Raw genomic sequence first — 12,338 nt, forward strand, 5'->3', positions numbered from 1 at the left:
GGTGATTCTTCATAACATTACGAAAGCGGTTCAGTCTGTTGCTTTCGTTGTTATATTTGAGGAATTCAACAGAGCCGTAATATTTGCAATTATGGGAGATATCGTGCCTCCCTGGGGGGGAGTACCTTTTTCCGTTGGAATTAACTTGAAATCTTCGATATATCCCGCTTTTAGAAACTCTTTGAGGACATTCTTGTTCATGGGGATATTTTTCAGTATCCAGTCATGTCCTATCTCATCAAAGCAGGCCTTGATATCGCCTTCCACAATCCATTGTGGAGCAATTTTCTTGCTTAGACAAATGAATAGGTAGGCATATGCATCCTTTGTTGAGCGATAGGGCTTGAACCCAAAAGAGGTTCTGTCACTGGTGGCTGACTCGACTGAGCTTAATGCCAGAGCATATAATGTCTGCATAGCTCTGTCGTAGAGTGTTGGTATGTTTAGAGGTCTTACTTTCCCGTTTTTCTTTGGGATGTATTTCCTTTTGAGTGGTTTTGCACGGTAACCTTTCTTTGTAAGGCTAAGGGCGGCTCGCATTTTGTCAGCTGGTAATGTCCAGATAACTCCGTCAATTCCGGGGGTTTTCCTCCCTTTATTTCTGGTTACTTTGCGAACTGCCAGTAGTTTGGCATAATAAGATTTTGTCAGGAGTCTTGAAAGTTTGTTTACACTTTTCCAGTCTTTGTTTTTGGCTGCACTTGCAATTCGAACTTGTAGGTTATTGACAATCGTTTCTACTTCTGCCCATTCAGTTTCATTCCACTTCATGGCGAGTTCATCGTCTGTAAGGTCCGTGACCGAAGTCATCTCTGGTTCACTCACATTCATAATCAAACATCTTCTTTTGCTTCTGTGACCTATGGCAAGTCTGCATGCTTTCGCATCGAGCATTTTGCCTCTATATTGCCCATTACAGGCAATCATTCGCCTTTTGCCATCTCCTCTGCCGTCTGTGCCGTTGCTTTATCTCGCGATTTGCTACCCTTGATTAGGGAGCACATACGGTTTACCGGGTTCCATATCTGGGATAATTGTAGGGCATTTAGGAGGCTTCTCTGGGCCGGAAACCCGTGTGTCCATTCGTTGTGACATGATCCAGAAGTCACAACCGGGTTTCGTTGCCGTTTTGGCTCATGCGTAATCAACCCAACTTTCGCATGTCACAAATTACGACCCCTAAACGAAGCTTCACCTTTCGATTCTCCATGTACCCATTTCCCTGGCGAATTTGTATTGTCAGGTTCAGTACTACTTCGCTTTGTCCTCTGAGCTTCGCACAAATCCGTTACCAGATATGCACATCAGAGTAGGGACACTCTGAATGGAGAGAGTAGCGGATTTAAACCGCAATCCATTGATATAGCTTTTCCCGTCGCACTGGATCAGTTTGTGGTGACCATTTTGGCTAAAACTGGATCAAATTATAATGACCATTTACAAGGCTCAATTTGATCTGTCCTTAGTGAGCGTTTACGGAAGGGGGGCGCAGGAGCAATCTTGCATCCCTATTCAACTACCCTCTTAAGACAACGATGAGCCTTATTTTTCAGCAGATTGAATATTCAAGTAATCCCGCCAGATTAAAAAGATGACGGGTACTGAAACAAAAGTTTGAGCAACTAAATAACCAATTCCTATTCCATGTAATCCAATACTTCTCATAAATAAATAACATAATATTAGTGAGAGGCTAGTAGAGAACAGTGAAAAAATAATAATATTTTTTAATATGTTTTTTGATCCGCTCAAGACTTATGTATAAGTAAAAAAAACTCCATGGAATAACAGAAATTGCCAATGTACGTAATAAAAATCCTCCATTCGAAGAATAGTCATCACCAAAAAAGGAGAGAATTATGTCCGCTCCGATTTCGTATATCGAAATTAATGCAACCAACAATACGATCATATATGCTATCGATTTTTTAACATTTGATTTTTCAATGCATCCTTCGTTAGAACACTCTGAAAACAATGAATTACATATTGAAGATGGGATTATTTGGGAAATTGCGATAAAAGAATAAGTAATATAGTAATAACCATTCATGTTGCACCTAAGACACTGGTCACCATTAAAGGTAATATCAGTGGGGTTGCCTGAATAAACAATCTACCCACATAATTTCCTGCAGAATAATGACTTATTTTTTTATGCAAATTTTGTCAATTTGAGGAGAAAACACATAGTTTTTTTCTACCTTTGGTATAAATATGAAAAGTGACAGTATAACTACCAGTGTCGTTGCTAGTCCTACTGAAATAAATATGCTTAAATTTCCATGATAAAGATAATATAAAAAAATCAGACAAACTATCTTGGATAATGAAGCTATAACATTAATTAATAAAACAAATTGGGTCGCTCTTTTTGCAATGAAAATATTTGAAATGACTGGTTGCAATGTCAAGGCAATTGCAAAAGACAGAAAAATGGCTATAAATAGGATATTATTAAAGATTTTTGAAAGTTCTGGAATCCAAATGAGCATGCCGATAATAACAATGACTCCAAAAATTATGGAAGAGGCACTACAAAGAGTGAATGCAGTATTTATTAAATTACGTGATCGAGAACCTGCACTTGGAAGAAAACGAATCAGTGCAATTCCAACTCCCAATTCAGAAATTAATGCTAATAAACCTAAAAATGAGAGAGCAGCAGAACTTTGTCCTACTGCATCAACTTCGAACAAATTTGCTGCTATTAATAAAAAGGTAAAACCTAGTATCGAATTAATACCTGTTCCGACCATAAGATAGTAGGCATTTTTTAGCAGTGAAGACTGCATAATTTCTGTTAAGTAATGGGAAATTAATTTAGTGATCATATTATGCTGTAACTCTTGGGAGAAATATCTTAATATTCATTATAATTTTCCAGAACCATTTTCCACATATATATATATACCCGTGCTTTGTTCCTCGGCAAATATTTCACTCAAATGACCATTGCCGATAGTGGAATAATTTGCCTAAAATCATGACAAATATATAAATTATTTCTTGCATATATGCGCACGACCATAAATAACTCATTTATTTGATTGGATAACATCGTGATACATCTTTTCGTATTGATTTACAATTATGTCCCATCCATATTTTTCTCTTACAATTTGTATACCTACATTTCCCAACGAAATTCGAAATTCATCATCATTCATGAGGGACAACATTGAATCTGCAAGATTTTTTCTATCAAATTCCACAATTAATCCAAAATTTTTTACAATTTCTTCAATGCCACAATACTTTGTGGAAATAACTGCATTACCACAAGCAGCTGCTTCTAAAATAGAGATTGGAAACATTTCATATCTTGATGGAAGCACAAAAACATCTGCATCATACAATGCATGGATTTTATCAAATCCATATAGAGGTCCTGTAAATATCACATTTTGTTGAAGGTTTAAGTCGACTGTCTGTTCCCTCAATTTTAGTAATATGCCATCATCTCCACCAATAATTACTAACATACTAGGTTTCGTTTCATTTACTATATCAGCATATGATTGAAGAAGAAGATCAATCCCTTTTATTTGATTTAGTCTTCCAAGGTACATCAAAATGAGGTCACTTTTTTTAATATTGTACATTTCTCGAAATAATCCTTGCTCCATCTTTTTTTGGTAATCTGCAACCCGAATACCATTTGGAATGATTTCAATTGATGACCTTTTAACATTCATGTATTCAAATTGTTTTTTTCTTTTAAATTTAATGCAATCAGCTTTGATGAAGTATATAGCATTCTCTTCCCGATAAAGGCATCAAACATATATTTCAATATATTTTTTTATTAAATCTCGGTAATGAACCATGAGGCTGAATTACAAATGGTACCCTGTTCTTTTTAGCATAATAATGGATTATTATATTCTGATATGAACGATAGTTATGAGAATGTATTACATCAAACCTATGAATATTATTTTTCACCCATTTTTTCATAATTGGGGGAATATATGAATAGGCCTATTTGAAAATCATATTTAAATATTATTATCTCCACATCAGTTAATCCGCTTGCATATTCTTCATCGTATTGATAATCTGTTGTGAGAATTGTTACCTCATGTCCTTTTTTAGAGAGTTCATTGGCTAGGTCGTAGAGAATTGTTATAGCCCCTCCCCTTTTGGGTGTGAAGAAAGGAATTACTTGTAATATTTTCATAAACTATCACCATCACGCCACATTTTCATTCGATTATACTCTATAGCGTACAATATTGGTCTCATCCCAAATCACTCATCATCCCATTTCAGCATTCCGGTTAAACCCTAGTAAATCATTTACCAGTGGTAATTTTTAATATCTTTTCTTAAAACCACAGATCCACCATTTTTCAGGCTCATTCAGGAATGAGAGATCTGCTGATCCAGAAACCAGATCATAGATCCCCATCCCATGTCTGATCACCGTCCTGTTCAAGATCCTAAGTTCCTGTGCAGATATTTCTCAGATTGGGGTGGTTAATGGTCACCAAGGGTTTCGAACCCATCCGTTTCTGTTATCTTCCATCGCATAGAACGCCCCCCCACTCCGCATCTCCTCGTACAACGCATACTCACTTTCAAACTGAGTCGAGACAAGATTCGCCATGACAAGCAGTTCCTTGCCAGAGTTAATACTCACATGCCCATACCCAGGCGGAATGAGCACAAACTCACCGGCAGATGCAGCGACTGCCACCACATCAGACAAATTTTTTCGCTGGAGAAGGAAGTGCACCTCCCTGCAAGCACCTGGTAGAGTTCCGGGTAGCCAATACCTGCGGGGGGGTTTTCCGGGTGATAATGTCCTTTGGTCTTGACATATTCACCGGCGAGGACTGCCGGAGGGATGACCGTAATATCATATCGAATATTCTGGCGGGGGGGAAGAATCTCACGATCTTCTTCATTCATCGCAAGATCGCGGTACATGTGGTAGAGGGGGGGCGTTTCCGGGGTCCAAGGTGGTGCTAGTGCCCATCCAAGTCTGCAAGTACACATGCCATATCACCTACAGTGCGTACAGAAGGTTCGGGAAGAATACCCTTCCAGTAACGGTCCATGCTACAATGTATGGAAGGGAGTAATATTTATACTGCCCATTTTGGATTCGTATTTAATGATATTTCATTAACTGACGCGCGGGAAGATTGCTTATGGCGTCCGTATGATATCCCGGATAGTGTTCACATGGTATCCTGATTATGTATTCCAGGTTTTCGTAGGGTATTTTTTGGGGATAATTTATGGAAATTATTGTAGAGGATTACTATTATCCCGGTTTTTGAAATAGCCAAAACAGATGCAAAATACAACTCTGCCCAATCCCTTTACTCAGGCTCCTTCTCTCTCTTTTTCAGATAGCTATCGCTCTAAGCTCTCTGTTTTTGAATCTTTCTTAATTGAGAGAGGTTATAACAAAATGCAGTGAATGTATTCTTCACCCTTGCTCTGCCAAGTTCAGTCACTTTCATCGTTCCTGACTGAAATACTGTTTTCATAACAGCAAACGGTCTTTCTCCTTTTGATCGTTTTCTGGTGATTCTTTCGTTACGAAGTTTATCCCGGATACCAATCGGATGGTCTTTTGCTCCTCTTTTCATGGTTGCATTGTATCCTTTACATTTCGCCCCCCCTGGTATCCTCTGTCACGATAAACAACCTCTCCCGTTTCGGAGAGATCTACCTGACTGTCATGAACTGATGCAGTTGTTGTAGAAATACTTCGTATCAGATCATAGTCCCCCCCGTCCATAATTGCATGAAGTTTGTATCCAAAATGGGGTTTCCCGCCTTTCTTCGTCCATGTGCCATCTTTACTTCTTCTGGTCTTTGCCTCACCTCCCCCCCGGGGAGTGTCGGAAGAAGTATGGCCCGGATCGGAATGGATGAAGGTTGCATCCTGGATCATACCTTCCCTGATCGTAAGCCCTTTAGCATCCAGCTGCCGCTGGAGTTCATTCCAGATCGCAATATATTTTCCGGATTCGGATATTCTTTCGCGGAAGAGCCAGATCGTGGATCGGTCGGGTATTTTATTGGGTAATCCAAGAAACTGCCTGAATGAGATCCGGTCATTCGCCTGCCTTTCAAGTTCGGGATCAGAGAGGCCATGCCATTGCTGCAGAACGAGCATTTTAATCATGAGGATTTCATCCAGATTGGGACGACCGCCTTTATCGGTTTTATTTGAATACAGGTTTCCAAGAATGGGACAAAATAGTTCCCAGTTTATTAGTATCTCTATTTCACCGTAACTATTCAGCCATGAGGTCTTGAACAGTGAATGGGTTCCCTTCGGCCAACCTTTTCAATGCCTCATAGACTGACTTTCCATTCTTCCTGACTGTCGAGATATACCCTCTTATTCTGCAGAATATCTCTGCTCCCTCAACCGATCTGAACGTACCTGAGATCTTCTGCTGCACTTTCATCATTCTGACGTCCCGTTCTGCCAGATTGTTCGTAAAGGGGACGACTGCGTTGTACATAAATCTCAGAATATCTTCACGATATCCATCCAGTCTTCTCAGAAGATTGGCTGGTTTTGACCTCTTTTTTCGCCCTCTTTTCTTGCAGGTCAGATGATCTGGAGGTGGTGGGTTTTCCCCGAATCCTTCATCCAGAATATTTTGATATGCCTTTTCAAATTCGGTCAATCTCACCGGATTCCGCTTGTTTTGAACAAAGATATAATCATAAACATCTTCAAAGAGCGTTTTCATCTTTCCTGCCCAGTTCTGTTTATATCCGTCGACAATCCCCACTAATTCCCTCATTATGTGAGCATTACAGAGAGAATGCTGACAATCATACATGAAGTATGTTGCCCAGAAGTCGTGTACGAGAATTCCACTATAGTTTGGAATAACTCCCATGGCATTAACAGCTTTTGAACCTCTGTTTGGATGAACAGCGTATAGCGTAAGTTTCTCGTTGCCTATCGTATGCAGCCACCATCTTAGTCCAAGAACGGTTAATCCGGTTTCGTCGGCATGTAAAACAGGAGAATGAAGGGGGGGGATTCCTTTAATCTCTGATTCAAAGGACTCAAGAGATTTATACGCATCACGGCAGATATTCTGAATCGTTCCCTGACTTATCTGCTGGTGGTATCTGTCCTTAAAAAGTCTTGCCCCCCCTTTTCGAAAGACGTGAAGATTTCATCCTTCAGATACAGCACACCTGCCTTGAGATTTGGTCCATATTGAGTTGTATTAGTCAAATGCAGGGGAAATTCACCCATATTTTTCCTTCCACATACAGGACAAATCTTTACTTCAGCCCGGTGTTCGGTCACTGTGATTTTGACGGGGGGGGAATATCAAATTCCTGCCGTCTCACAATTTTGAAGGGTTCAATTGCCTGGAGGGAATGCCCACATTCACAGGTTGAAACCGGATGAGAGACAATCTCATCCGGATCTTCCACCAATTTAAGGGTTTTACCCGGATGGTTTTTTTGGCCACCAGGTTTCTTGCCGCTCTTTTTCCTCAGGCTCTTGGGTTTTGGTTTGAAAAAATCACTTGAAGGTGGACGACTGCTATTACGACTATTCTGTTTTAGTTGTGCCTCCAGATTTTCAATCCGTGCTTCAAGCTCTACGATTTTCAGAGCCTGTTTCTCAATGATTTCAGCTTGTTTCTGAACAGTGAGATATAGATCCAAAATGAGATCCGTTGCGGCTTGAGGATCGGTTAGAACTAAATGTAATATCTGTTCCCGATCCGGAGGCACATTCATTGAAAGTTAATATGCACCCATAATATTTTGATCTAACGGTTAATTTTCGCTAAAATTGGTGGGGGGCTGAATAGTTACATTTCACCTAATTTATCGCCTAACTCAGCAATACGTGAGTATTCAGACTTAATTGCAAAATTAATGAAAGTGCTCATGAATGAGGGATCGATCCGGTTCAATAAAGTACTTCCGGTAAAAAGGAAGTTTATAGAAATTCTCTGTATCTTATTTTCATGCAGTCTCCAATATAACAAAATACCCGAAAAACACCATCAAACACATAAAACTTAAAACCCAAAAAATGCCAAATAATGGGCTTTGTAGAAATCCTCTGAAAAAATAGCAATCAGAAGATCAATTGTATGGGAATTCCAAATTTATTCAACCAAAAACAAAACGAAGTTCCTTAGTTAATGTCTGAAAACAGAACTCTTTAAAAATATGAAAGGATTTCTACAGAGCCAAATAATGGTCAAATGACCCCCTAAAAAACAATTCACACAGAAGCCGGGGGGGCACGCCTCTCTGGACTGGACTTCTGCATTGAAAATTTAGACAAGGAATTCTTCAGGATTTGTGAAGTCCTCTGCTATGGCTTGATATGACTGATAAATTCCAGAAAGCCGCAACCGCACCCTGGGCGAGCATCCCCGATCGGATAACGTCACTCACGGCGGCAATCTCTTCGTCACCGACAGAAGGTTTTCCAACCGGGATCATCGTCTCGCACCTTCAGGCAGTTCCTTACACCGGGCCGGACTCCCTACCGCAAGCATGCGGGGGGGCGGCACATCCCGGGTGACAACCGCACCGGCTGCGACAAGGGCACCGGCACCAATTTCCACACCCGGCAGAAGCGTGGCGTTCGCACCGATGGAGGCACCCTTCCGGATCACCGGCCCTCTCAGATGATTCCCGCCATGCGGAGGATACGGGTCATTCGTGAGCACCGTATTCGGGCCGATGAAGACATTGTCCTCAATCAACACCCCCGTCGGGATGTAGACCAGACTCTGGAGATTCACATTGTTTCCGATGATCGTGTTCCCCCTCAATGATCGTATTCGTGCCGATGGAGACGCCATCACCGATGGTTGTTTTCTCCCGGATCATCACATTGTGACCCGTGGAAAAATTCTTCCCAATCACCACGTCAGCATAGATAATTGTCCCCGACCGGAGCATCCCGTCCCCGCCAATGATCGTCCCCGGAAACTTTTCTTTGCCCATGTGCTCACGTGAAGGAAACCCCCCCAGCGTTACGTTATCCGATACTATGGTATTGTTGCCGATTGTATTTGTTCCAAAAATGATGATACACACCTCAGACCAGTATGGTAAAATCCAGTATATATTTTTAGAATATTCATATAAATAATGCGCACATTTGTTTGGAAAATTACAACAACGTTAATATACTGAAAATAAATAGCATATAAATTATTGTAACTGATTGTTCGGCAGGAGAATAGTTTCGTTCACGGATGAATCGATTACGGAATCCATATGCACTGTTATAACCATCCTCATATTTACCGCACTGCATTTTCAGATCCCCCCCGCACCAGCCATTTTGGATAACCGTCACTCAAATACCCAAAAAATGCCACAATGCGCAAAAACCGATCCTCACAGAAGCACAGAGCGGGCTGTTCTCACCCCCCCGAGACATGCCATACATCCTCTGCAACACACCCACCAACAGCACCGCCACACAAACCTCAAAATAAGACCAATACTGCAAATACAGAGCAAATTTGCCGCAAATTCACCCATCCAAAAATAACACCAAAAAAAGCCGAAAATACACCAGATTCACCCCCCCTGTTTCCCCCCCACACCCAGGGTCAAAAACAGGATCAAAACAAGATAATAGCAAGGCAAAAACAGGTCAAACCAAGATCCAAAATCTGGTACCAAATAATAAAAAGCTCAAAAAAAGGACACCAAAAACAGGGGGGGAGGACATCACCCCCCCTGTTTCTGGCATTCGCCCAATAGTTATGGAGGTTTTGGTTGCGTTTCTGAGAGTTCAGCTCAGCTCAAGTTCAGTTCAGCTCAAGCTCAGCCAAGTTTATGCTTCCCGTCAGCCCAGATCTCAACCGTTTCCCGGATCGCATCATCCGCGTAGGAGGAGATCCGCACCTTGCTGCGGGAGAGGGTGACGTAGTATGTCTCGCCTGCGGGGGGGTCATAGCACTTCAGCTTGCATGAGAACGTGTCCTTTGCAGTGTCGCGTGACGGGGGGGTCCCGCCGATCATGGTTTGCAAGGTCGTCGTCGCCCATCACATGGGCGGCAGCGGTTCCGAATGCTGCGACAGATGCGACCTGCACAGAGACGTCACCGATGGTGTCGGCCTCGAGGTTTTCGTAGACGAATTTCGCGTCATACACTTCTTTAGAACGGACAACCGGGTCAATTGTCACACCCTTCTCGGTGTTTGATTAATAGCCCACCTAAAACAGCAAAGAGCCAGTATGGTTCTTCGCTAATCAATGTGGGTCAACCACCCATGACTAAAGTCGTGGGCTTCCTGCCTGCTTTCTTCGTGAACCCCCCGAAATAGATACGGGGGGGCTTTGTATCAGAGAAGAGTAATCACAGATGCCGGGCAAAATCATCCGGATCTCTTCTTTGCCAGTTTCAGGATGCCACGAAGAGTGCCGGTCTTCACCTCTTTGTGCAGCGGTACAACAGTCCCCACCTTCCCATTGGCTGTCTGTTTCGAGAGGCGCACATGGCTTCCCGATTGCCCGCTTACCATGAATCCATATTCTTTTGAGAGTATTGTATTTTATCACTGTCTCGCCTGAGGCTGGATTACACCCCGACACCCTCGGCCACCTCAAATGTCGTTATAATGGGCTTTCCCCTCTTTTCGAGGGGGGGAATTCAGCAAGGTACAACTCTGTGGCTTCCCTGAGGTTTGCTACTGCATCTTCCACGGTCTCTCCCTGACTGACTCTACCCACTTCGGGGCATTCTGCGATGTACATATTATCTTCCGTATAGACTACCGCAGTGAATGTCTTCATAATATTACCATATCATCTCCCTTCATACGGATAATATTGATAGAGTCAGCACAGCAGATCTCTCTCTCATACTCGTGGAATTACAGGGGGTATCCCGAGCACAGGCAGGAGTCACCGGTCCGCAATCTTTTCCGGCTCATTGAGAAACGAGAGATCGGCAGAGCCGGATACCAGATCATACATATCCATCCCATGCTGAATCCCCCCCAGACCCGGCGCATCCCGTGCGGACATCTCCCTGAACGAGGATACCATGGGATACCGCGGATTCATCACCCAGCCGTTTCCTTCCATCTTATAGTAGGCCCCGCCCTGCAGCTCTTCATACAGCGCGTACTCACTGGCAAACCGGGTCGAGACCAGGTTCGCCATGACGAGCACCTCTTCACCGGAGTTGATGCTCACATGCCCGTATCCGGGCGGGATCATTACAAATTCCCCCCCGGCAGCTGCAGCGACTGCCACCACATCAGAGAGGCTCTTTTGCTGGAGAAGAAAATGTGCCGTTCCCGAGAGCACCTGGTAGAGTTCGGGGGGGTAGCCGATGCCGGAAGGGGGGGAGTTGGGGGGGTGGTAATGCCCCCTTGGTCTTGACATATTCCCCCACCGAGGACTACCGGAGGGATGACCGTGATGTCATACCGTATGTGCTGGCGGGAAAGCCAGTCACGATCGTCTGCACTCATCGCAAGATCGCGGTACATGGAGTAGAGTGGTGTGGTTGGATCCCGTTCACCCACCGGAGCTGCCAGCACACCAGCCATATCACCCACCGTTCGCAGTGACGGTTCAGGAAGCACACCCTTCCAGTAACGGTTCATACCCAGTGTATGGGATTGTGCAATATTTATAATATCCATTTTGGATTCATATTTAATGGTATTTCATTAACCCCCCCCTCTGGGAACAGACATTATTTAGGTATTGACGGAACTGAAAATGTCATTCAGACACCATGGTATGAGAGCAGTGTTCATACCCACAACGAGAACAATTGATGAAATGCGAGAGAAATAGCTGAAATCGACTATATGAAGTTAAATACTGCATACATCCCCCCCGGAAAACGCGCAAAAACCGATCCTCACAGAAGGCCGGAGCGGGCCGATCTCCCCCCCCTGAGATACCCAACATATCCTCTGTAAAAAACCCATCAACAGCGTCCGCCCACAAATCCACCAACAGCCCCCCGAATCCCACAAATAACGCATAAAATGCACGCATTTTCCGGGAATAAAACCGGGCCAGAAAAACGTCATTCCTGCCTTCGATTCCCAAAAAACAGGGTGAATCATTGATGGTTCTGGCATACATCCGCCAGCGCAGTCCTCAACAGGTGAATCGGATGAGGTCATCCCCCCCATACAGGGAGATGCGTAGTTTGGTGAAGGATAGGGAGATGGTAAATTACCGCCACCGGGATCATGGCGCTTCAGCTTACGGATTCACATTCAGTTTGTCTGCATTTTTCACATTTATAAGGAAAGCGTAAAACCCCCCCTTGGTCTTTAGCCAAGGGGGGGACGTAAGCGTAAATTTGTAGATTTCACCACTC

12 protein-coding genes and 3 pseudogenes are annotated in these 12,338 nt (G+C 43.2%); 2 read left to right on the plus strand and 13 right to left on the minus strand.

Annotation, left to right across the window (positions count from 1 at the left end):
• Window positions 1–30: 30 nt before the first annotated feature.
• Window positions 31–927 (minus strand): reverse transcriptase N-terminal domain-containing protein, encoded by an 897-nt coding sequence (locus JCM10550_RS15900; protein ID WP_218185270.1) that lies wholly within the window; start codon window positions 925–927, stop codon window positions 31–33.
• 1,395 nt (window positions 928–2,322) lie between these two features.
• Here JCM10550_RS15900 and JCM10550_RS23880 point away from each other — a divergent pair.
• On the plus strand, window positions 2,323–2,766 hold the full coding sequence (locus JCM10550_RS23880) for a hypothetical protein (protein ID WP_062400571.1): 444 nt from the start codon (window positions 2,323–2,325) through the stop codon (window positions 2,764–2,766).
• A gap of 272 nt (window positions 2,767–3,038) precedes the next feature.
• Here the strand turns inward: JCM10550_RS23880 and JCM10550_RS15910 are convergent, their stop codons facing one another.
• The 12 genes and pseudogenes from JCM10550_RS15910 to JCM10550_RS15960 form a co-directional block, all read right to left on the minus strand.
• Window positions 3,039–3,698, minus strand: coding sequence for a glycosyltransferase family 4 protein (locus JCM10550_RS15910; protein WP_062400573.1), 660 nt, complete (start codon window positions 3,696–3,698; stop codon window positions 3,039–3,041).
• Between the two features lie 239 nt (window positions 3,699–3,937).
• The gene (locus JCM10550_RS15915; protein WP_062400575.1) at window positions 3,938–4,183 is read right to left on the minus strand and encodes a hypothetical protein; all 246 of its coding nucleotides are present in this window, start codon (window positions 4,181–4,183) and stop codon (window positions 3,938–3,940) included.
• A 135-nt stretch (window positions 4,184–4,318) separates the two neighbouring features.
• Window positions 4,319–5,066, minus strand: a pseudogene (locus JCM10550_RS15920) (glucose-6-phosphate isomerase family protein).
• A 309-nt stretch (window positions 5,067–5,375) separates the two neighbouring features.
• A pseudogene (locus JCM10550_RS15925) lies at window positions 5,376–6,286 on the minus strand (IS5 family transposase).
• Window positions 6,261–7,082: an IS66 family transposase gene (locus tag JCM10550_RS23885; RefSeq protein ID WP_245619405.1), complete on the minus strand. Its 822-nt coding sequence runs from the start codon at window positions 7,080–7,082 to the stop codon at window positions 6,261–6,263. The pseudogene JCM10550_RS15925 and the gene JCM10550_RS23885 overlap by 26 nt, the downstream one beginning before the upstream one ends.
• Before the next feature lie 217 nt (window positions 7,083–7,299).
• A complete protein-coding gene (locus JCM10550_RS23890; protein ID WP_245619398.1) occupies window positions 7,300–7,746 on the minus strand; it encodes a DUF6444 domain-containing protein in 447 nt (148 codons plus the stop codon).
• Between the two features lie 716 nt (window positions 7,747–8,462).
• Window positions 8,463–9,063 (minus strand): annotated as a pseudogene (locus tag JCM10550_RS25440) (DapH/DapD/GlmU-related protein).
• A 747-nt stretch (window positions 9,064–9,810) separates the two neighbouring features.
• Window positions 9,811–10,008 carry a hypothetical protein gene (locus tag JCM10550_RS15950; protein ID WP_062400581.1) on the minus strand — a complete coding sequence of 66 codons (198 nt, stop codon included), beginning with the start codon at window positions 10,006–10,008 and terminating at the stop codon, window positions 9,811–9,813.
• The gene (locus JCM10550_RS19330; RefSeq protein WP_157200377.1) at window positions 9,938–10,174 is read right to left on the minus strand and encodes a hypothetical protein; all 237 of its coding nucleotides are present in this window, start codon (window positions 10,172–10,174) and stop codon (window positions 9,938–9,940) included. Before JCM10550_RS19330 ends, JCM10550_RS15950 begins: the two co-directional genes overlap by 71 nt.
• Before the next feature lie 191 nt (window positions 10,175–10,365).
• Window positions 10,366–10,512, minus strand: a complete 147-nt coding sequence (locus JCM10550_RS17710) for a type II toxin-antitoxin system HicA family toxin (protein ID WP_083475580.1) — start codon at window positions 10,510–10,512, stop codon at window positions 10,366–10,368.
• 91 nt (window positions 10,513–10,603) lie between these two features.
• Window positions 10,604–10,783 (minus strand): type II toxin-antitoxin system HicB family antitoxin, encoded by a 180-nt coding sequence (locus JCM10550_RS15955; RefSeq protein ID WP_245619400.1) that lies wholly within the window; start codon window positions 10,781–10,783, stop codon window positions 10,604–10,606.
• Between the two features lie 111 nt (window positions 10,784–10,894).
• Window positions 10,895–11,380: a glucose-6-phosphate isomerase family protein gene (locus JCM10550_RS15960; RefSeq protein WP_245619401.1), complete on the minus strand. Its 486-nt coding sequence runs from the start codon at window positions 11,378–11,380 to the stop codon at window positions 10,895–10,897.
• Here JCM10550_RS15960 and JCM10550_RS23900 point away from each other — a divergent pair.
• Window positions 11,368–11,568 (plus strand): hypothetical protein, encoded by a 201-nt coding sequence (locus tag JCM10550_RS23900; protein ID WP_245619403.1) that lies wholly within the window; start codon window positions 11,368–11,370, stop codon window positions 11,566–11,568. The genes JCM10550_RS15960 and JCM10550_RS23900 overlap by 13 nt on opposite strands.
• Window positions 11,569–12,338: the final 770 nt, after the last annotated feature.

This window comes from Methanogenium cariaci JCM 10550 (assembly GCF_001315945.1).
Lineage (GTDB): Archaea > Halobacteriota > Methanomicrobia > Methanomicrobiales > Methanomicrobiaceae > Methanogenium > Methanogenium cariaci.

Bases quoted from the DNA above. Each gene is read 5' to 3' on its own strand.
- JCM10550_RS15950 (WP_062400581.1), bottom strand. From the start codon at position 10,008: ATGATCGGCGGGACCCCCCCGTCACGCGACACTGCAAAGGACACGTTC.
- JCM10550_RS15910 (WP_062400573.1), bottom strand. From the start codon at position 3,698: ATGAATGTTAAAAGGTCATCAATTGAAATCATTCCAAATGGTATTCGG.
- JCM10550_RS15960 (WP_245619401.1), bottom strand. From the start codon at position 11,380: ATGTCAAGACCAAGGGGGCATTACCACCCCCCCAACTCCCCCCCTTCC.
- JCM10550_RS15955 (WP_245619400.1), bottom strand. From the start codon at position 10,783: ATGAAGACATTCACTGCGGTAGTCTATACGGAAGATAATATGTACATC.
- JCM10550_RS23890 (WP_245619398.1), bottom strand. From the start codon at position 7,746: ATGAATGTGCCTCCGGATCGGGAACAGATATTACATTTAGTTCTAACC.
- JCM10550_RS15915 (WP_062400575.1), bottom strand. From the start codon at position 4,183: ATGAAAATATTACAAGTAATTCCTTTCTTCACACCCAAAAGGGGAGGG.
- JCM10550_RS17710 (WP_083475580.1), bottom strand. From the start codon at position 10,512: ATGGTAAGCGGGCAATCGGGAAGCCATGTGCGCCTCTCGAAACAGACA.
- JCM10550_RS15900 (WP_218185270.1), bottom strand. From the start codon at position 927: ATGATTGCCTGTAATGGGCAATATAGAGGCAAAATGCTCGATGCGAAA.